The organism is Bacillus sp. AFS018417, assembly GCF_002560985.1.
Lineage (GTDB): Bacteria > Bacillota > Bacilli > Bacillales > Bacillaceae_G > Bacillus_A > Bacillus_A rhizoplanae.
The window spans coordinates 1-21,205 of record NZ_NTTM01000066.1 but is presented as its reverse complement, the minus strand read 5'-3'; the positions used below and the strand labels follow the sequence as shown (position 1 = coordinate 21,205).

The following is a 21,205-nucleotide window of genomic DNA, read 5'->3' as shown; positions in this document are numbered from 1 at the left end:
TATTGAATCGACTTCATGTTGAAATGACAGGCTTTGAGAGGGGGGCTGAGTATAGAGGTCACTAAATTGGTCACATTTGAATGATTTTATCCAATTTATCTGAGACAGACTTCTGCATGTTTGGTAGAACGTGACTATAAGTATCAAGAGTTGTTCCAATCTCAGAATGACCTAGCCTTTCAGAAATTAGCTTCACATTAACATTTTGTTGAATCAGGATAGTAGCATGAGTGTGTCTAAGGTCATGGAATCGTATTTTAGGCAAGCCAACCTTCTCTGTTAGGTTATAGAACTCTTTACGGAAATTTCTTGGTATCATAGGTTTTCCGTTTCGTGTGCATACAACTAAGTCGAAATCATTGTAGTTTTGTCCTAGCAGCACCTTTTCCTCTAAGACCTGTTTCCTGTGAGCTTTAAGCTCTTCGATCAACGTGTTTGGTATGTGGATAGAACGAACACTTGTAGCATTTTTAGCGCCTACTTTGATTTTTGTATCTTGCGTTAGCGTCTGTCTGATGAAGACTGTTTGTGTTTCGAAATCGATATCCTTCCAGCGAAGTCCTAAAATCTCTCCTTGTCGCATCCCTGTCAAAATTGAGATTAGAAACCCGATAAAGCAACGAGTAAGTCGATGAACTTGTTTTGCTTCATTGATGAAGTAGTTTACTTGTTCTAACGACCAAACGCTCATTTCTTTGCGCTTTATCTTTGGGAGAGTTATTCCTTCTGCAGGATTGTCTTTAATAATCTTCATTACTTTCGCCTTTTTCAATGATGCACTAACGATTCGGAAAACTAGATGAACGGTATGCTCTGAATATCCGGTTCCACCTACCAGTTCGTTAATGAATTTTTGAATTTGAATAGGCATGATTTGCTGAACTTTCAAATGACCTAGTTTGGGCTTTATAACGTTACGATAATAGATTAGATGAATCTCAAAGGTTGTATTCTGCAAATGGTTTTGTCTTTCCTGAAACCATTCTTCCATGTACTTGTCATAGGTCATTTGCGTTAAATCAAAAAACTCGTTTTCTAATATCTCTGCCTTAACCTTGGTCATTTCATCCATTGCATGACGTTTAGTTTCAAAGCCTCTTCTTCTAATCTGCTTTCGTTTACCAGTCAAAGGGTCTATTCCGCCATTGAAGACGAAATCCCATTTGCCTGTTTGTTTATTTTTAGTTATACTTCCTGTCACAGTAAGAACAACCTCCTTAGAAAGTTGCTCTTAAATCTGAAAAGATTTCCTAAATACATTTTAACATGATGATCTTTTACGGGACACATATTGAACAAAAACATAAGCATATGGTTAAAAGATCTGAAATTTTAATTTTACGAACTTATGTTCGTGTATTAAAATAAAATAAAAGAGACGGTATATGAGTTTGGCGGCTCTACCATCTCTTAATACGAACAACAGAAGTAAAAACCTCTGCTATCCTATGTTAGCATGTCTTCTTTTGTTGTGTCAAAAGGGGAGATATACATGAAATTAATCTCAATTTTAAGCGGCGAAGGGTTTGTGATGTATAACAAAGAACTAGCTCGTTCAGTATCAGTAAATGGAGCAATCATCTTTGGACAGTTATGTTCAAGTTATGAAAGCTTTGGCAGAAAGGAAATGCTAACGATTCGAGATAATAAAGAATATTTCTTTCTGACGAGTGAAACATTAGAAGGAGAAACAGCTTTAACTTACAAGCAACAGTTAAAAGCTATTAAAGAATTAGAGGATGCTGGCTACATAGAAACCAAAGTGATGGGAGTACCTTCAAAGAAATATTTTCATATCACAGACAAAATTGTTATGGCATTTATTGGAAATCATAACTCTTACAAAAGGGAAGACCTGAACAAACCAATAAGTCAAGAGCCAATGCAGAAAGAAGACACTCCCAGCCTTTCCAAAAGGGAAATCCTAGCGTTGCCAAAAGGGAAAGACAAGCCTGTACAAAAGGGTTCAACTATTAAAAAGAAAAATAAAAAAGAACAATATAAAGATAACAATAATTTCAATTGTAATTACAAGGAATCATTAAACACTGATAAATTTGAGGAATTACTAACTAACGCTGCTAACGAATTCTATACTCAATTCACTGTTGGTAGATGGTCAAAGAAACAATGGAAAACATTAATAGAAAAGTTTGTAAATGATACAATTGAGAGTGGAAGATACATAAATGTGCCTGAAGATAAGATTAAAGGATATGCGTACAAATCACTTGAAATTATTACTAATAATTCCGATTATAAACGTTCTGATGAATTTGCTGAGTATCAAGAAGTCATGATGGAACTTTCAAGTAATGGTATCAATAAAAATGATACACAGTCTGGTTTCTATAATTGGTTGGAGGACAATAAAGATGAGTTACCGTATTGAGGCTACATTAAGATAGCTCTCATAAGCCCCAGAATTCATTCTGAGACTCAGAAACATTAAAGATAATATTTTTTATTATCTTTAATGTTTTTGTGCTTAGATTAAAAATTATAATAACATTTATACAACTGGTTGAATAAATAGTTTAATAGTTTTAACCATTTTGATTGGAGGATAAGAATGTTATGAATGGTTATCAAAAAGTTGATGGAGTGGCTAAAGCTCTCGGCATAGCTGCTTCAACTGTAAAGAAGTATTATCTCCTAATTGAAGAACATAACTATCGTTTTAAGCGAAGTGTACAAGGACAAGTTATGTTTTCTGATTATGATATTTCTTTGTTTCGTAAGTTGATAAGACTAAAGAATGAGCCAGGCATGACTTTACATAAAGCAGTAGAGCAACTTCTAAAAGAAGAAGGTATAGCCGATACAACCAACATAAATCGTCAAATTGCAACTGTAATGGCCGAACTTACTGATTTGAAACAATTGGTTCAGAAACAGAACGAAATGACGAGGAAGCAGCAAGAGCAATTAGATAGAGTTGAAGAACAAACAAGCTTCTTATGCAATCACTTAGAGAGACTCAAGAGGAGTTGGATGAACAAATGACAAATAAGCAAATGAGCGAAGATCAAATTTTAGCAGCCATTCAAGAAATGAATCAGAATATCAATGAACAATTTGATGAAATGAAGTAACAGCTTGACGGGATAAAAGAAGAAGTTGGTCCTCTGAAAAATAGATTAGTCTCATTAGAAGAAACAATTGCAGAAGGATTTAAAGAGATAGATAAAAATCTCGACAAAATGTCTCGCAGGGTCAACAGGATTACTCGTAATGGATTTTAGAGTCCTTATTTATTATATCCTATTATTGAGATGAAAAGTATCTTAGAACCAATTCTGGAGGGCGGAAAATGACTGCAGAGGAAATGTTTAAGGCTGTCAAAGAGTTAAGTAACGAGGAGTGATGGAAGTTATTGAAAATGATGTACGATGAGTATTACTCTAAAGAGCACCTTGTAACAATGCAAGAGACACGAGAAGATGAGGACGAATATTAATAAAGAAGGCCAAGCAAATTACGCTTGGTCTTTTCAGTATAATTATCTAATAACAAGGTCTGGTCTATATTGATCGTCTGGATGTGGGACTCTTTCTAATAAATCTATTAGGAATGAGAGGTAGTTTTTAACCTGTTTACGGAAAAAATCAAAATTGTCAATCTGCCTATCCCTGTAAGCATGGATAGCATTTCTTTTGCCTTGAATCATTGTAAGCCAGTCATTCTTATCTTGTCGTTCAACATCACTCCAGACACTTTTCTCGAAGAAGTTTTTTAATCCGTTAAACATAGCACCATCAGGATCAACTTGCTGTCCCCATTGAGTAATTGCATTACTGTCAATCTTGTAATTTTCATAGAAGACAGACAGGAAAAATTTCATGCTTCCTTCAACGATTGCTCCAAGATTGCTCCAAGCTAAAATTAAATCTCCATACTTTGCTTCTTGCTCCGGATCGTTTTCCCATTTATACAATGAATAACTTAGAGAAACTAACCAATCTAATCTTGATTTGCTGAGTAAATTAGCAGCGTCAATTGGTGCCCAACCTTGAGCTTTAGACCAAAAGCTTTGGATATATTCATTAAGTTCAACAATTTTATCTACTGTTTCAGAATAAGATAAATCTTCAACTGTTCTTCTATTAAACATACTTAACACTTCCTTCCATAATATAATTTACTAATATATAGAATATCATGATTTTCTAGGTTATAGATACAAATATTGTTACTAAAAGTGCATAATTCTACTGAAGGAATATGCATCATAAAATTCTTATTTTATTTTAATAAAGATGGGTACATTTCACCATTTAAGGTTACAAAGTTGGCGGTACAGTATATAAAGCTTTTCCAACTTTGTAACTACCTTAGAAAAATTTTAAAAAAGAACGCCCTGTTTGATTTACGTTTGATGCTGTTCGGATAGAATCCTTATGTGACAATCAAACGGAGGAGATAACAGAATATGAATGGAGTCAAACGAGTTTTTAAGAAATCATTAGCAATCCAATTAATGCAAAGTGGAAACGACTTAATTGAAATTGAAGTAAATATGCGTAACGACAAATTAGTAGTTTACATATTTAGGGATTCAGCTAAACTTCAAAAAGATTTAACTTATTTCGATAACCTTCACAAAAATAGCATGCAATATTCATAAAATAAAATCCTGAAAGAAAGGGAGTAGTTATCCTGAATGAAAAAAGAACCTTTATTAAAAATAGAACAAGTATTAAGTTTTAAGAAAAATACTAAGTATGCCTTATTTGCTGAGCCTGGTCGAGGTAAGACTCACGCATTTAAAACTGTTATTGTTCCTTATGCGAAAGAGCACAAGAAAAAAGTCTTATATCTTGCTCATAGAAGTTCATTAAAGAAGCAAACTTACAATGATATTAAAAATGACCTTAAAAAACTTAGACACGAATTTTTAACTGAAATCAGTAGCGGCTACGTTGAGATTGTTACTTACCAACTTTTAGAATGGCTTTCTAAGAACAACAATCATGAACAACTTCTAGGTTTGACAAATGTTGATTTGATTGTTTGTGATGAATTCCACTATATGATTACAGATAGTTGGAATGAACAAACTGAAGAAACTTTTGGTTTATTATCTTCAGTAGAGTGTCCCGTGCTTCTTTTGACTGGAACTCCTCGTTCCTTATCAGTAATTTATAAAGCGTGGAATGTTGAGATATTATGTAAGCCGAACAGAAGCAAAAACAATCTAAAATCTGTAACAATTTATGATTTTGGCGACAGAGAGATCGTTGAGAGGTATGTTGCTGAAACTCATAGACCAGGACATAAGATTCTCAACTTTTATACGGGTAGACTTTCTTTACTTCAAAAACTTCAAGGGAAATATGGGGGAGCATTAGTTTGTTCAAAAGACCAAGAAGATTATGGAAAAATTGCATCAACTGATTTAATTGAATTAGTTGAACGCGGTAACTTTGACGAGCAAGGAAACGAAGTTGAATACACCACTCTTCCAGTAGATTTAATTTGGTCAACATCAGTGTGGAACGAAGGCATCAACCTTACTGATCTGACAATAAAAACTATTGTTTCTTGGTTCCCTAGAAAAGTTGATGACATATTACAACAGTTAGCGAGAGCAAGAAAAAGTTCTATTGATGCAATCATTGTTAAACCGGCCCAAGATGTTTTAAAAAGAGACTTGAAAGAATACAAAGAAGAATTAACGAAAGATGATAACCTTCATATAATAAGAAAAGCTTTTTTAGAGTATGTTATTGATGAAATAGAAGAAATTTTTAAAGTCGGTTATGTTCAGTTTTTTCAGCAGTATGTAGAGAACATTCAAGTAAAGCACTATAAATTAGAGAAGTTGAAAGAAACTTTACCTGAATACTTAGAAAGTCTTGTAGATGAAGAAATTTCAGAAGACGACAAAAAAGATCTCTATAACGAACTGTATTATAAAGGATTAAGAAGAAGTCAAAACAGAAAAGCGACTTCTCTTTTAACAGTTAATGAAGTTTTAGAAGAAATGAAACTGCCTTATAAATTAGAAAGCAAAGTCGTTAAAAGGGCAGGGAAGGCGAAGCGTATATTAAAGGTTACAAAGTTAGAAAAACAATATATAATGCATGGCCAATGTTGTAACCCTAAAGAACTAAGGTTTCGTAACTTTTTATCGCTTTTAGAAAAACATAATTCATTTTTTGAAGAGGGGATTGAAGATTTAAACTCAAAGAAGCAAATAAACACGAGCAACATTTTCCAAACTATGAGCTAAGAAGAGGAAGAAAATCGTCATATTAGAGAATTTTATCAAACTTCTTAATTAAACGAAGTTGAGCTGAAGAGTTAGAGAAAACAAAGAAAATAAACGATTTATTAACTTACCAGGAAATAAGACAGATACACTTTATTCAGATGATAATTAAATGAATTTTTTGGAACTTCTTCTAATTTCTTCGAAAATTATATATTTTTTAAGTTTTATATATAGGTATTGAGAGGCGGTAACAAATTTACTAAGTTGATTTTATAAAAAAGAATTTTTGTATTGTATCTAAAAAAATTGGTATCAGATAAAATATAAAATACTGTTTCAATTTTCATATTTATTTATGTTCTCCAAGTTGTTCTAAACAAAATGTTTTAATTATAACGTGACTTGGATAATAATAATACTTTTCTCTTTAATAGGTGTTGAGAAAGGATTTAAATATTATACGGGAATTGGATTTCCTAACTAATAGGTTGAGTTCTATGCAATAATAACTCTTTAGGATATTTTTTGAGCGAGTTGGTTATCTATATCGTGTCATTGGTGCTATGTTTTCAACGGAAACCAAAAAATAAACTACTCTAAATATATTTAGAGTAGTTTATTAATTAGATTTAGAATATACTTGTCGGATCATCATCTGAATATTCTTCAACATCTGATTTATTTTCTACAGCTCCAGTATTTAGAAAGTTATCAAGTAAGAGAAAAGCATTTCCAATATCATTAATCTCTAATACAAGCCTGTAACGATCGATTTCCCCAGAAATATTTTCATAAGGCCTAATCGGAGGTAATCTTTTTATCCAATCTCTATAAAATTCTCTGTCATAATAATACTTTCCATTTTCATTATCCCAAATCCCGTGATTTTCCAAAAATGTATTCATATCATATTCTTCATAATAATCCTCATCAGCAGAGATCTCAGCCCATGGGAATAAGTGTGTAAACACTTCTTTATAAGACATCATGGGAAAATATATAGTTGGATAGCTAAATTCTACTCTTTCATATTCGGTATACTCATCAATAATTTTTAACGTTAAGGAGCCTTTACCAGATGACTTATTTATCCACTCTTCTGATTCTAATACTAGTTTGTTACCTCGTTTTATTTCATTCATCCATGCTTTATCCATTACTAACTTATGAAGCCTTTTTTCATAATCTGTTTGGTTTTCAGCAATTTTTTGTAATTTAGATTTAGAGTCAAAGCTCAATATTTGATTAGATGGTACAAGGATTTTCCAACCGCTTTTTGTTCGTTTTATTTTTTCCTCGATAATATGTTCCCAGTAACAAATTCCATTTTTCACATCACACAACACTAGTATTACTGGTAGTGAATGTTTAAGCCAATAAGTTAAATGTTTCATTTCACCGTAGAAATAAAAGCCATCTTTGTTTTTCTTTTTAAAGAAGCTTTCACCGGATTTAATTTGTATTGCTATTAATTTTCCAGTCGCAGTACTATTCTCAACCAGTTCTAAGTGTGCATCTATCCCATAATCATCGGTAGGTTGTTCTCGAAAAATCCAACATAATTCTTCGTTTATTGCTTCATCGACTAAGCGAATCCCTTTTCTTTCAACCTGGCGGTTCCCCACATTTGGCCCCATTTGAGTGCCCTCCGTATGTCTATTTTATTGAAATCTATTATTACAATTTATGATAACACCATCAGGTTTTGATTAAAAAGAGAAATATGTAAATGCATAACAACACTGGTAATAAAATTTAAGATTTTGAAGGTATTTGATGAAATATGACGAAATTATGGTATATTGATGTAATTATTTGTTATTTAGGAGATATTATGGAACAAAATGAGCTTTTACTTTTTGATAAATTTAAACCAAATACTGATGCAGTTCAAACTAACAGAGGATTTCTCTATCAGTATTTAAAAACATTAAAATCGTGGTTAATTTCAGCAATTGATGAATCAGGAAATGTAATATATTGTGAAACCGAGGATGATATTAAAGAGGTTAACTCTAAATTACATACTATTAAGTTTACTCAAATAAAATGCTATTCAAGTAATTTAGGAACAAATGATGAGGAAATAGAGAAGTCCATTTACAATTTTTTTATCCTTTCTAATATTTATAGTAAGTATAATGGTACTTTTTTATTTGAAACTAATACCAAGATCAAAAGAAATGATAATCTTTTAAAAGAATGGTGTCAAAACCAGGAGGATATGAGTCCTGAAATTTTTAAAAAATGCAAGTATAGAGTAGCAGAAGTTATTTTAAAAGTAATTGAACAAAAAAAGGAGTCTGCTATTAAGGCTCTTAACAACAAAATAGATGAACTTAAGAAAAAAGATGAAGATTTTACTGTTGAATTAAAGGAATTAGAAACAAAGATTACAGTTACTGAACAAGAATATACCTTGCTAATAAATAAAATTAAGAGTGAAGCCTTTTTAGAAGCCTTTACTAAAAGTATCAAATGGGTTTTTGAAAAGGTTGAAGGTGAAACTGCTGTTCAACTATTAAAAGAAGAATGCTTAGCTTTATTAAAACAATATATTAATAGTTATTCATTTCTATTATTAACCAGATTGTTATCAGAAATATATTTCAGATCGTGCAATACTGAAGTTGAAGAAAGAAGGTTGGATAAGCAATTACTTGATAAGATAATAGATGAATCTGAGGAAGAAATGTTAAAAAGAACTGATCAAGATATAAAAAATTCTCTACAAGAGATAAGTGGTAAATTAGAAGAAATGCATAGATTTATGGGAAGGGAGTTCGATTATATAAAAGAGCGACTTCCTGAAAAACCTATCTTAAGCCCAGTTCTATACGACCTGCCTTTTTACGACGGGAAAAAAATAGACAGTTTTTTAAGTATAGAATCAAATAGTAACCAAAGCAAACTAGAGAGTAAGATTAAGAAAATGAACCTTCAAGAAGATGATGAATCAGATTTAATCGCTATTGCTACTAGGTTTCGCTGTAGATATCTTTTATATTTAGAACAACTACAGTTAAATGGTTTGGAAACGGAATATAACGAATTAAAGTCACTTGAAGAAACAGTTAAACATGAATGTTTTGAAGCTAAACTAATGATAGAAGATGAGGAAAACTTTAACTCTTTTCGGTTTTGGACCGAATTTAAGAAGAAGTTAGAGCTCTTTGCTAAAAGTAAAAAAATAGATGATTCGTCAATTGTTCACGCTCAGATGTACCAAATGGCTGCGGAGTGTCCTCTCAGATGGAATAAGGTGGGAAGTTAAGTGGATGAGTACTATAATAACGATAAATTTTACGAGATTCTAAAACGTAACAATATAGAAATGGACGTATTACCTCCCGATCAACAAATAAAGTATGTTAAACCCGATGAAGATTATGATTTTCATTCATATCGAATAATATTACTTATTAAACTATGTGGTATTGTTAAGCCTGAAATTTCTCCTTTTGAAACACTTTATGGAAGAAGAAAATTTGCTTTTTATGATTTTTTAATTAGATATCCTTTTTATCTTGAAAAAGCTGTAGGAATGAAGAAAAAAAATGATAAGTTAATGAAGTTGTTGAATTTAAAGTCGTTTGAAAAAGAAGAGGTATTTTCTCCTATGGTGAAGTTTATAAGAGGGCCATGGGATTTTGAATATGAAAACATATTTAATTATTTAATTAGTAAGGATCTTATAGAAGTTCAATATACAAATATAACAAAACATAAAAAAGAGTTTACTATAAGTTTAACTGAAACTGGTAATGAAGTAGCATTAAAAATTAAAGAAGAGGAGAAGTTGTGGGTAGACAGAATGCAAATAATAAATAATTTATTTAGAGCAAATGCTACGAATGAAAAAATAGACACGTATATAGAAGACAATTTTGGCGAGTTGTATAAAGGGCTAGGAGAGATACTGGATGTTAATTGAAGCGGTTGATATAAAAATTATTACACAAAATGGAGAGAAATACGGTAGAAATGTTGACTTTACTAATGAAGGAAAAACAAAAGAAATCAACCTAATTTACGGTGAGAATACTCTAGGTAAATCTACATTAATTGAAAGTATAATTTATGGTCTTTCTGGTGAAGAAATTTATGGACAGAAGAGAAAAAATGATGTTGCAGATTACAGCTTGATTATTGAAAATTTTTTTCAATCTAAAATATCCGAAAGCTATATAAATCTTCAATTGTTTAACGGGAAAGACAGGGTTGTTGTCTCAAGAGATACATTATATAGAGATGAACCAATAATAGTTTATTATGACAGTAAAATTGATAACTTTAAAAAATCAAAAAAAATTGAATTTTATAAAGCGAAAAAAGATAAAAATATTAGAGGTAACAAAACATATCAAGAATTTTTATTTGATTATTTAAACATTCCTAAATATAGAAATATGTCGGATTTTGAAGGGGGTAAAGAAGAAGATGGGAGTTCATTAATTTTTTATATTCAAAATTTAATGCCACTTTTTGTAATTAACCAGTTAGCTTGGGGAGATATTCAGGCTATTAATCCTCGTTATGGACTAAAAGACGTAAAGAAAATTGCTTTTGAAATAATAATGGGTTTTTCAAATACAAAAAATATTTCTGATAAGTTCATTTTAAATCTTTTAAATAGTGAGTTGAAACAAAAAAGAGTGTCTTTAAATGATGTGGAAGAAGTATTGGCTACAACTCAATTTAAGGAAGAAGAACAGTTAAATGAACAAACAAAAAAACTACAGGAAGAACTCATTTCGTACAACGAGGAACTAAAGAAAATTGAAGAAGATGAAATGCCGGACATAGATACCTTAAAACCAATGAAAGATAAATATAGGCGATTGATGTCATTGTCTAAACGACATGAGGAACAGATTAATGGTCTTGATCAAGAGATTGGAGAATATGATTATTATATTAATAAAATACTAATGGACATAGAAAAGCTCGATAAATTAAGAACTGCAAAAAAACTTATAGGTTCTTTGCCAGTTAAGAAGTGTCCTCATTGTCATAATAAAGTAACAATAGATGAAAATTATGAAGTAGAAACTAACCATTGTAGTCTTTGTTCGAATGAGATGATGTCCAAAAATTATTCAAAAACCGATGAATTATTAGGGTATCTAATTGATGAAGAAAAAGACTTTCAAAGGTTAAAAAATATGAAACAAAAAGAGAAAGTGAAGATAGAAAGTGATCTATTTATTATTAAACTTGATTTGTTAGAAATACAGAAAACTATTGAAGATTTACAAGGGGACTTAAAACCATACAATTATAAGAGATATCATTTAATTTCCCGTGAGATTGGAAGAATTAATAATACAATTAATAGTTTGGAAAAAGATAGAGAAATAGTCGTTAAATATGAAGGTTTAAAAACCAATATACAAACGCTAAATAATAAGATTGAAGAAATTAAAGAGGGAATAAAAAACAACGAAGTCGGAGTAGATGATAAAACAAAAATTAAGTTCTTTGAACGTAAATTCAAAGAATATTTGTTTGGTCTAGATTTCCTTAAAGATGGTGTGGATTATAATCGAATTATTGATGCACATAAAGAGATTTCTTTAACAAATAAAGATACTTTAGTTGATGAGATATCGAAAGAAATTTATGAAAATATAATCATTGATCGAGAAGATTATTCTCCAAAACTAGAAGATAGGAATTTATACAGTATTACTTCTAGTAGTGGTCTAATAAGAATTATTTTGGCTTATTATTTAGCACTACTTAGAACAGGTTTAGAATATAAAAATGCTACAAATCATCCGTTGTTATTGATATTGGACGAACCAAGACAGCAAAACCTTGATCTTGACTCTTATATTAAATTTACTGATTTATTAAGAGGTCTCCAAATTCAATTTCCAGGACAATTCCAGATAATAATGGCATCAGGAGATAAGGGGAGTCTGTCTGAAGAGGATATATCATTAAATTTAAATAAGAATTACCTAATTGAGAAAAGATAAATTTTAATTTTCACTCGCAGGTTGAATATTGTTAGAAGAGTAAAGAAATCCTTTGTTGAAGAATTTGTTTAGTTATAGAGTGTAGTTATTAAAAAAAGGAGTAAGGTTAAGGTATGAACCTAAGTAGTTTAATTAAAGAATTGCCTATAAATTATGAGGCAACAGCTATAGATGTATCAAACATATCAGGGCAAAACCGAGTAAAAGGCATCCATAACATAAAAGATGGAACTGGAAAAATAATAGGTGCAATTATTTTGTGTACCATCAATGGTACAGATTATGCGAATAAATGGATTAAAGACGAGTTCATACTAAAATATTATTTTTATGGTATTACTGTTGAAGGTGAAAAGCGGTTTAGCCCAGACTATAAAGATAATCAAGTAATTATCAATTCAAAAGGTAATTATCCAATATATACATTTGTTAGAAATTCTGATGTTGAAAAATTTAAATATAAAGGAAAGTTTGTACTTTTAGAAACTGATACTGAAATAAACGGAGCCATGTACTTTTTATTAGGGAAAGAAGACAAAATTGATAATTTTAATATCGCAATGATCCCTATTGAAGACAATGAAAATTTTCCTGAGGGAAAAGAAAAAGAACGATTACACAAGTATAAGGAAAGGAATCCAAGAGTATTAAAAAGAGCAAAAGAGAACTTTAAAAAAGAGAATGGAAAATTGTATTGCGAGGTATGCGGGTTTGATTTTCAAGAAAAGTATGGTGAGTTGGGGCAAGATTTTATTGAAGGGCACCATGTAATTCCTGTTTCAGAACTGAATGAAAATGATGTTACAAATATAAATGATATTCTAATGGTTTGCTCTAATTGTCATAGGATGCTTCATAAGAAAAGACCATGCCTAACTAAAGAGGAACTCCAGGTTCTTATTAAGTAATTCAAATCCTAGGTAAATAAACTAGGATTTTTTTTATGTTCTAAAACTATATAAATAATTCCCCGATATAGTTTTATACCACTGGATGAGTTATGTTATTCATTTCTAATGAACTAAATTTACCTCTCCGTATATGGTTTATGCAGTTTATGTGATATTATATATCATTTTATTTGTTTATTATCTAAATGTATATATATAGTGTTTTACGGTTAATGATTACATCACATGACAAAGATAGGTGAAATGTTTTGAAAACTTCGGTCAAAGAAATTCATGAAGTAGCTACTTATCTTCGGAAATCAAGAGACGAAGGTAAAGAGGATTTAAAGAAACACGGAACGGGGTTAATTGAATTAGCAAACTCCAAAAAAATTCATTTCGAAGAAAGGTAACTAACCTTCCTAAAATCTGTAGTGAACAATCTTTAAACTGTATATGATAAATATAAAATGAGTATTCTTATTAAGTCAAAGCCTCAATTTCTTTTAAGGAGTTGAAGCCATTTTTATTTTAAGAGGGAAATCGAATGAGTTACCAAACTGTAAAACACGAAAACTAGGAGGTACTAAGGAACATCGAAACAAATCGAGACCAGCCAAAAGAGTCATACAGCAGTTTAAGGATTAAGAGGGAATTAATAAGTATCCCAACACATAAGGAAGACAATTTAAATCCATGGAGAGTTCAAGTAAGCTATTTATAAGATGAACGGGCGTGATAATACAATGTATAAGTAAGGAGAGGTATTGTACTATAAGAAATATATGATATTGAGAGGTTACAATGCGTCAAGGTTGGTCATATTTTGTGTAATTAGAGGTGAAAGGAGAATTGCCATCTCACATTGTCTCCACTTTATACCCGCCTACCATGTTGAAAAAAATAGCTCTTCTTATAGAAATAACGTGGGTGTGGGCATATTTTAACAAGGTACCAAAACGTAAAAACACCGTGAACCTCTATGGAAATGACCCATAAAAAGCTTACGGTGTTGATTTATTTATCCTCATATTCAATTACGATTAGTTAACAGTTCAGAGATCTCGCTTATTTATAATAATATACTGTGTGGGGTATTTTGTACACAGTTTTTTGGGGTTTTTTTGAAAAAGCTTAGGAAGTACCAATTGGCCCAAACTCCGTTGAAATAAAAAAAGATTATTCTGTACGAATAACCCTTCGAATTATTTTTTATTCTTTATCATTCGGTTCGTCTTCTCCCAACGATTGAGTGTCACGCCATTCAAGTGTGACTTTATCTCCACCTACCATGCCTGGATAAGGTCTTATGTGAACTGTAACACCTTCGCCAAATTCCTCGCGATTGCTCGGCTCATCCAGACTTTGGATTTCTGGAAGGGCTAATTCTTCTTTTGAATCATTTTGCTTCTTAGCAGACATATTCATTTTCTCCCTCTTAGTTCAATTTTAATAGCCTCACCGATATTATTTCTTTTTTATGAAAGCTTATACCTTCTTTATTATCTAGTAGACGTTAGGTCTCTGACATTAAAGAAAACTCGCAGACTCCGTTGAAACGCCTTCAAGTAATTGTACAAATAAAAAGGTCTCCCGGAAAATTTCAAGAAGGTACCCAAACGTCGTGGGGTATTGAATACTTTTTATAAAAAGTATTCAGAAGATATATTTAAAGGGATATCAAAATAGGATGAAGGTCTTTAAAGTAACTATTTTGTAAAATTTTACTGAGCTTAAACTTCATTTATTGTAATATAGAATTAGAAAAGTAAGGTAGTATACATAAAGTATAGGGGGGAATAGAGTGTATTTACATAGTTTAAAGTTATGGAATTGGAGAAAATTCGGAGCAAAAGAAGACAACCAGCCTGGACTTGAAGTGGAGTTTAATAAAGGTCTGAATGTTTTAGTAGGTGAAAATGATTCAGGTAAAACAGCTATAATTGATGCTATAAAAACTATATTAGGCACTAATAGTAATGATCCCAATTGGATAACAGAAGAAGATTTCTATGTTGGTGCTAGTACCTTGAAAATAGAATGCAAGTTTAGGGATTTATCGAAAAAGGAAGAAGCTTATTTTTTTGACTGGCTTTCATTTATTAAAGATGAAACCGAATTAAGAATTATAATGGAGGTAGAGTATTACACGGATTTAAATGGACATAAAAAATTAAAAAAGAGTACTAAAGCAGGCGATTTAAATTTAGAAAGCGCCATGGATGATGAGGTTAAACAATTACTTTCAGCAACGTATTTAAAACCTCTACGTGATGCTGATGTAGAGCTGAATTCTGGAAAAAAATCAAGAATAGCACAAATTATAAAAAGTTTAAAAGAGTTTTCGTCAGGTGAAGAAACAGAACAGAAAAAAATAATAGATGAGTTTCAAAAGGCTTTTGATAACCTTAAAGTGGTATTGGAAGAGCCAGTGTTAAAAAAAATAACCAGTACTGTCGATGAATTTTTTAATGAGAATAATAAGCGTGTTCCAGAAATTAGAAGTAATAACATGACTTTTGTGGAAATTCTGAGAAAACTCGAATTGAGCATAGGTGAAATAGGCACAGGTTTAGGAAGCTCAAATTTATTATTTATGGCTGCAGAGTTGTTGTTGTTAAGTGAAGGTGAAATAGGCCCTAAATTAGCTTTAATTGAAGAAGTAGAAGCCCATATCCATCCCCAAGCCCAACTAAGGTTAATAAAATATTTTGAGAAAAAAAGTGATGAAAATGAAATGCAATATATATTTTCATCCCATAGTACGACGTTAGCTTCATCAATTTCATTAGAGAATTTAATTTTTATTTATAATTCAAATGCATACCCAATGAGAAAAGGTGCAACTTTATTAGAAGATGCTGACTACAGTTTTTTAGAAAGGTTCTTGGATGCAACTAAAGCTAACATGTTTTTTGCTCAAGGAGTGATTTTTGTAGAAGGTGATGCTGAGAATTTACTAATACCTACCATAGCAGAATTAATAGGAAGGCCATTGCATAGGCATGGGGTTTCTATTGTTAATGTAGGGGCATTGGCATTTAAGCGATATTCATCTATATTTCTTAGAAAAGAAGAACAAAAACCTTTGAATTTTCCCGTATCAATAATTACAGATTTAGACTTAAAACCTATAAAATATTATGATTCACCAAACTATTTTCTGATAAATTCTACTCATAATAAGGAAATAAGTGAACTTTATGATTTAGAAGGTGTTAGTGAAGATTTAAATGGAAGTTATGTAAACTTAAGTAGTTTTAAAGAGAAATTGAATAGGGTTTATGGGATTACACAGCTTAAGGAGGAGATGTCAGAGATACTTCAGCCTTTATCTGGATTAGGATTTGAGAGACATCAGGCTAATCGTTTAACAAAATTAGAAGAAAATTTCTTTCATGGCATAGAGAAGACTCGGATTTTTGTATCTGCCCCTTGGACATTAGAATATGCGATAGCTAAGAGTAGCTTCAGTAAAGAGTTTCAAAGGATTGTAGTTGAATCAAAATATACGGATGAGGGATATAAATCAAGACAATTAGAGAGATGGAGAGAGATTACTGATGATGAAGAGCTAGCAGTGGATGTATATAAATTTATACTTAAAAAGCAAGTGTCTAAATCGATTATGGCCCAAAACTTTGCCGAGTATTTATTAAAAAATAAGGAAGAAGCGATAGAAAAAATTAATCAAGATAGTGAATTCGAATACTTAATTAAAGCGATACTCCATGTAACAGGTGGTGAGTGAGGGTGGAATTTACAGATCTAGATTATAAAAGGGTTGAAGCGGTACTCTTAAATGATGTCCAGTTAAATCATCTCCAAAGAACATTTATAGAGTTATTTGAAACTAAAACAATAATAGCTGGGCCAGGAACTGGAAAAACAACTTCGTTAGCAGCTAAGATTGCTCTTATGTTATTAGCTTTGAAAAGAGAAAATACAAATGAAGGCATTTGTATTATAACGCATACTAATGTTGCTGTTAATGAAATTAATAATGCTTTACAGAAAGCTGGAGTTGGAAAAATAAAGCATCCGCATTTTATAGGAACAATACACGAATTTTTCAATAAGTTTTGTTTATTTCCATTTTTCAGAATTAATTTTAAACATAATTCAATAAATTTTTCAAATGGACATAACGATATAGAATATTATGCGTCAATGCTTTCAAAAAAATATTGTTGGATGAGTTCTGATGTCAAAACAGCTATTGCTAGAAGAATTGAAAAAAGTCGTTTAATTATAGATTATGATCAAGAAACAGTAGATATAGAGAATAGCACTCATTGGGATAAATTTGATAAATATAAGCAAGACATGTTAGGTATAAAGGTGATAAGAAAATCACAAGGATTTTTAACGTATGATGACACATTTTTCTTTTCGGAATTCCTTTTGTTTAACGATAAAATAGTTGAAATCCTTAGGAATAGATTTAAGTATATTTTTATTGATGAATTTCAGGACACTCACAAAGATGGTGAAAGGTTATTGGATCAACTATTTAATACAGACAATAATATAATTCAAAAGATTGGAGATCCTTATCAAACAATAACATATGGTGAAACAATGCCTGTGGTCAAAGAAGGAGATACCTTTAAACTTAATGTTTCTAACCGATTTGGAGAAGAACTGGCAAAGCATCTAAATATAATCATTCCTGAAGCTTGTATAGAAACGCATGAAGGGAATACATCTTTTAAGCCAATTTTATTAGCATATAATAACCCTCAAAGCGTTGGGGATGCATATAAGGATATAATAAAAGAGGTATCAGAACAATCGGATGTATTTAATGAGTGTGAAAAAAAGATAGTATACTTGTTTTAAGAAAGGACTCCGCTAACGCCTTCTTTAATACGCAATATAAAGAAGATAAAAAGAGAAAAAGGGACTCTGTTGTAAGAGAATTGAAGGATGTAACTGTTAATTTTATACATAATAAGATAATAGAACGTGAATTAGGGAATTCTGGAGAAATAAAAAGATGGATTTTGAACCATGAAGCAATATATGAGATAAATGAGATATTATCGGATATGATAAAAGTAAGAGTTAATGAAACGCTAGTGGTAAATTTAAAAAGTCAAATCAATTCTATTTTAGGAGACAAAGGGATAAATGGAATAAGGAAGGATAATCAAATTTTTGAAGAGGTTTCGGCGATAATTATTAAAAATATTGAAGATGATGACCAAAGTAGTTATGAAGATCAAATTGCTACTATTCACTCTGTTAAAGGCGAAACACACCGGTCAGTACTTCTGCTAGATTTTGAAGAGAGACAACTTACCAATATATTAATGCAACGATACTTATCTCCAGAGCTAGATATAATGGATGTTATCAATAGAAATTTATTGTATGTTGCTATGAGTAGGGCGAGCCATCTTTTTGTTTTTGCTATAAAAGAAGAAGAGTTAACAGACGACATTAAACAAAAATTTGGAAGCTCAGATTGGGACATTAGGTATGTTCAAGAGTTCGTTTAAATGGGTATTTAATAAGTTATAAGGTATAATGGGATGTTTATTTTATCTTTTGGTTAGATTCGGTAGAACTAATACTAGTAATAAAATATCAATTTTATTTTACACTTTGTCCTGTTAGTAGTATCAATCCTTATCTTTGTTCAACTAACGGGGCAGGTTAATAAAATGAAATTTTTTATTAAGTTTTTGAAGCAGTTTGGTACAAAATGGTATAATGAATTAATTCAAGAAATGGAGGCGAGTTATAAATTTATGAATTTTCAAGAAGAACGTAGAGAAAAGCTTAAGGCTGAGTACGAACAAATGAGGCCACTAAAGGAATTTGTATTGCCTATAAAAATTACAAACGACTGTGACTATGAAGATACTTTGAATAATGTATTAGATAAATATTTGAATTGTATAAAAAGAATTAACAAATTGGACATTACTGTTTATGAACAAACTGAAAAAAATGTATCGTTAATAAAAGAAGCAATTAAATATTACTATGAGGCAAATATTTCTAAAGCAAAAGAAGCTATACATAATGTTTTGAAACCTTACATAACTAACAAGTATATAGTTTCCTCATTAGATGATTCACCTGCATTGAGAGGAATTACTCGAATACTATCTAATGCAATTAATGACGAATTAGCCGCTGCACCTTTGTCATTTTTTAAAGCTAGAACTGGAAAAAAAAATTATAGCCGTGAAGATTTTTTGCATATACCATTTAATAAAAGAGGACTTGTTGCTACTCAACGGTTCAGTATAGCTGGTGTTCCGTGTATGTATTTTGGTGCTTCTTCATATGTTTGTTGGTTAGAATTAGGTAAGCCTGATGATACAGAATTTACCATTTCTTCTTATCAAATTCCTAAAGAAATTAAAATACTAAACTTAGCAATAACTCAAAACTTAGTAAATGGTTTTTTACTAGAAAACCAAGATAGTTTAATTGAATTTTTTCCACTAGTTATTGCAACTTCTTTTTCGGTTTCAGAAGACAACCGCAAATTTAAAAGCGAATATATTATTTCTCAATTAATAATGCAATCCTTAGCTGACTTTGAGATAGATGGGGTAGCTTATATCTCTACAAGAATCGAACATAATGATCCATCCATTCAAATGGGAGATGAGAATTTCCCATCTTGTGTAAATTTAGCAATTCCTATGAAAAATAATAATAAAGAAGTTTATAGTACATTCGCAATAGATATTCGTCTGACAGAACCTATAAATTTTAAAGAATATCTCGAATCAAATCCGCAAACCACCGAAAGTAAAATATCTTATGCAAATTTATTTGATAGTAGCCTTACTCATAATGGAAATAGAGTTAAATATACTGCATTACCCTACAGTAGATTAGATAATTATTTAATTAATCTAGATCACCGAAACTATAACAATAAATAATCTATAAAATGTAAAATAGAATAGCCCCGCACAAATTTAACAATAAACAGCTAAGTTAAAGAAAAAACTAACGTGTTTTTGTTCGACTACCGAAGTGCAAGAGTTTAATAAAGGAGTTGCTACGGCAGCTCTTTTTTTCAGTGAAAGTAAGATTGTGAAGAATTGTACTTAAAATATAGGGTGCGTTAGTTCAGAAAGTCATGGTGATAGGCTGATGTAAATCAGTCATTTTCTTTGGTGTAAAATCAAAATTAATATTTAACAGAGCTTTACGTTTTGGAAACCTTCGATATAACAATATCGGAGGGGATTGAATTGTTACCAACTAGAGAACAGCTTATACAATATCTATCTGATAAAATGACAAACAAAGACATTGCAAATATTTATGGAACAACTTTTCAGAAGATAATCCAACTTATAAAGAAGTATAAACTGAATCCAAATGAACTTAGAAAAGTAAACAAATTTATTGTTTATGAGCATTGGCTCAATGGAGAAGTAGTTTATGCTGGAAGTGGTGTTTGGTATCGTTGTAGAAGATATACAAATAGGGTAAACTTGGAACATAGGAAGTTGATGCAAGAAGGAAAGCTCAATTATAGGTTTATAGAGGAATTTGATTCAGTAAAAGAAGCAAGACAATATGAAGCTCAACTAATTAAAAAATATAAAAAGCAAGGATTATGTAGATTCAACAAAAGGATGTTTTAGTTTTTTGAAAGATAGGGGTGTAATTTACAGGAATCAGATGTAACGATTTTTTCTTATTTTACATTCGTGAAGTATAAATGTAAAAAAGAGAATGCCATTTTATAAAGCATTCTCTTTTTATGTAGAAAATCTTTTAGGAAACCCTTTAACAGAAATAAGAGCCACTTTTTATCATTGTAACGGTCACATTTTTGTTCACTAAAATGCTCACAATTACTTTAGTAATGCTGATTTGAGGATACGTTAGCGGTCACTAATGCGGTCACTAATCTAGATCCAAACCCATCAATACCCCTGCTTTCTCCCAATCCGCTCTACTACTTTCTCTAACTCATCAGGTTTCAAAAACTCAATAGGGGAGAAACCTTTTTCAAACGTAAGCGAATCCGCCTCAATCATCAGTACATATTTATCATTAATCTTCGCAATATGAATCTGGTCTCCAAAATCCGCAAGTAAGGCTTTCACAGAAATATGGTCTGCCTTTAG

19 protein-coding genes are annotated in these 21,205 nt (G+C 31.0%); 14 read left to right on the top strand and 5 right to left on the bottom strand.

Going from position 1 to position 21,205, the window contains the following annotated elements; all coding sequences use genetic code 11:
* Nucleotides 1-70: 70 nt before the first annotated feature.
* On the bottom strand, nucleotides 71-1,201 hold the full coding sequence (locus CN326_RS21580) for a site-specific integrase (RefSeq protein WP_098311024.1): 1,131 nt from the start codon (nucleotides 1,199-1,201) through the stop codon (nucleotides 71-73).
* A gap of 291 nt (nucleotides 1,202-1,492) precedes the next feature.
* On the opposite strand from CN326_RS21580, the gene CN326_RS21575 reads away from it, so the two are divergent.
* Both CN326_RS21575 and CN326_RS21570 read left to right on the top strand, forming a co-directional pair.
* A complete protein-coding gene (locus tag CN326_RS21575) occupies nucleotides 1,493-2,392 on the top strand; it encodes a hypothetical protein (RefSeq protein ID WP_098311023.1) in 900 nt (299 codons plus the stop codon).
* 185 nt (nucleotides 2,393-2,577) lie between these two features.
* A complete protein-coding gene (locus CN326_RS21570; RefSeq protein WP_098311022.1) occupies nucleotides 2,578-3,006 on the top strand; it encodes a MerR family transcriptional regulator in 429 nt (142 codons plus the stop codon).
* A 496-nt stretch (nucleotides 3,007-3,502) separates the two neighbouring features.
* Here the strand turns inward: CN326_RS21570 and CN326_RS21565 are convergent, their stop codons facing one another.
* Nucleotides 3,503-4,114, bottom strand: a complete 612-nt coding sequence (locus CN326_RS21565; RefSeq protein WP_098311021.1) for a hypothetical protein — start codon at nucleotides 4,112-4,114, stop codon at nucleotides 3,503-3,505.
* 318 nt (nucleotides 4,115-4,432) lie between these two features.
* Here CN326_RS21565 and CN326_RS21560 point away from each other — a divergent pair, with 318 nt between their 5' ends.
* Both CN326_RS21560 and CN326_RS21555 read left to right on the top strand, forming a co-directional pair.
* Entirely contained in the window at nucleotides 4,433-4,627 is a 195-nt protein-coding gene (locus CN326_RS21560) for a hypothetical protein (protein ID WP_098311020.1), read from the top strand.
* A 36-nt stretch (nucleotides 4,628-4,663) separates the two neighbouring features.
* Nucleotides 4,664-6,235 carry a DEAD/DEAH box helicase family protein gene (locus CN326_RS21555; RefSeq protein WP_098311019.1) on the top strand — a complete coding sequence of 524 codons (1,572 nt, stop codon included), beginning with the start codon at nucleotides 4,664-4,666 and terminating at the stop codon, nucleotides 6,233-6,235.
* Between the two features lie 611 nt (nucleotides 6,236-6,846).
* On the opposite strand, the gene CN326_RS21550 is transcribed toward CN326_RS21555, so the two are convergent.
* Nucleotides 6,847-7,854: a DUF4365 domain-containing protein gene (locus CN326_RS21550; RefSeq protein WP_098311018.1), complete on the bottom strand. Its 1,008-nt coding sequence runs from the start codon at nucleotides 7,852-7,854 to the stop codon at nucleotides 6,847-6,849.
* Between the two features lie 197 nt (nucleotides 7,855-8,051).
* Here CN326_RS21550 and CN326_RS21545 point away from each other — a divergent pair, with 197 nt between their 5' ends.
* The 5 genes from CN326_RS21545 to CN326_RS24785 all read left to right on the top strand — a co-directional run bounded on the left by CN326_RS21545 (nucleotide 8,052) and on the right by CN326_RS24785 (nucleotide 13,504).
* Nucleotides 8,052-9,491 (top strand): coiled-coil domain-containing protein, encoded by a 1,440-nt coding sequence (locus CN326_RS21545; RefSeq protein ID WP_098311017.1) that lies wholly within the window; start codon nucleotides 8,052-8,054, stop codon nucleotides 9,489-9,491.
* Nucleotides 9,492-10,151 carry a hypothetical protein gene (locus CN326_RS21540; RefSeq protein WP_255258184.1) on the top strand — a complete coding sequence of 220 codons (660 nt, stop codon included), beginning with the start codon at nucleotides 9,492-9,494 and terminating at the stop codon, nucleotides 10,149-10,151.
* On the top strand, nucleotides 10,141-12,201 hold the full coding sequence (locus CN326_RS25270; RefSeq protein ID WP_255258183.1) for an SMC family protein: 2,061 nt from the start codon (nucleotides 10,141-10,143) through the stop codon (nucleotides 12,199-12,201). The genes CN326_RS21540 and CN326_RS25270 overlap by 11 nt, the downstream gene beginning before the upstream one ends.
* Before the next feature lie 113 nt (nucleotides 12,202-12,314).
* Nucleotides 12,315-13,109, top strand: a complete 795-nt coding sequence (locus tag CN326_RS25265; RefSeq protein WP_255258182.1) for an HNH endonuclease — start codon at nucleotides 12,315-12,317, stop codon at nucleotides 13,107-13,109.
* Between the two features lie 251 nt (nucleotides 13,110-13,360).
* Nucleotides 13,361-13,504, top strand: coding sequence for a hypothetical protein (locus CN326_RS24785; protein ID WP_176524740.1), 144 nt, complete (start codon nucleotides 13,361-13,363; stop codon nucleotides 13,502-13,504).
* A 799-nt stretch (nucleotides 13,505-14,303) separates the two neighbouring features.
* Here the strand turns inward: CN326_RS24785 and CN326_RS21525 are convergent.
* Entirely contained in the window at nucleotides 14,304-14,513 is a 210-nt protein-coding gene (locus CN326_RS21525; protein ID WP_255258181.1) for a hypothetical protein, read from the bottom strand.
* Nucleotides 14,514-14,895: 382 nt separating this feature from the next.
* Here CN326_RS21525 and CN326_RS21520 point away from each other — a divergent pair, with 382 nt between their 5' ends.
* The 5 genes from CN326_RS21520 (at nucleotide 14,896) to CN326_RS21500 (ending at nucleotide 20,716) form a co-directional block, all read left to right on the top strand.
* Nucleotides 14,896-16,842 (top strand): ATP-dependent nuclease, encoded by a 1,947-nt coding sequence (locus CN326_RS21520; RefSeq protein WP_176524739.1) that lies wholly within the window; start codon nucleotides 14,896-14,898, stop codon nucleotides 16,840-16,842.
* A 2-nt stretch (nucleotides 16,843-16,844) separates the two neighbouring features.
* Nucleotides 16,845-17,933: a UvrD-helicase domain-containing protein gene (locus tag CN326_RS21515; RefSeq protein ID WP_176524737.1), complete on the top strand. Its 1,089-nt coding sequence runs from the start codon at nucleotides 16,845-16,847 to the stop codon at nucleotides 17,931-17,933.
* A gap of 80 nt (nucleotides 17,934-18,013) precedes the next feature.
* Nucleotides 18,014-18,595, top strand: a complete 582-nt coding sequence (locus CN326_RS21510; protein ID WP_098311013.1) for a hypothetical protein — start codon at nucleotides 18,014-18,016, stop codon at nucleotides 18,593-18,595.
* A gap of 165 nt (nucleotides 18,596-18,760) precedes the next feature.
* Complete coding sequence (locus CN326_RS21505; protein ID WP_255258180.1) at nucleotides 18,761-20,002, top strand: RES domain-containing protein; 1,242 nt, start codon at nucleotides 18,761-18,763, stop codon at nucleotides 20,000-20,002.
* A gap of 315 nt (nucleotides 20,003-20,317) precedes the next feature.
* The gene (locus CN326_RS21500) at nucleotides 20,318-20,716 is read left to right on the top strand and encodes a hypothetical protein (RefSeq protein WP_098311012.1); all 399 of its coding nucleotides are present in this window, start codon (nucleotides 20,318-20,320) and stop codon (nucleotides 20,714-20,716) included.
* Between the two features lie 285 nt (nucleotides 20,717-21,001).
* On the opposite strand, the gene CN326_RS21495 is transcribed toward CN326_RS21500, so the two are convergent.
* Nucleotides 21,002-21,205: DUF3898 domain-containing protein (locus CN326_RS21495; RefSeq protein ID WP_141525100.1), on the bottom strand; the 204-nt coding region annotated here is incomplete at its 5' end.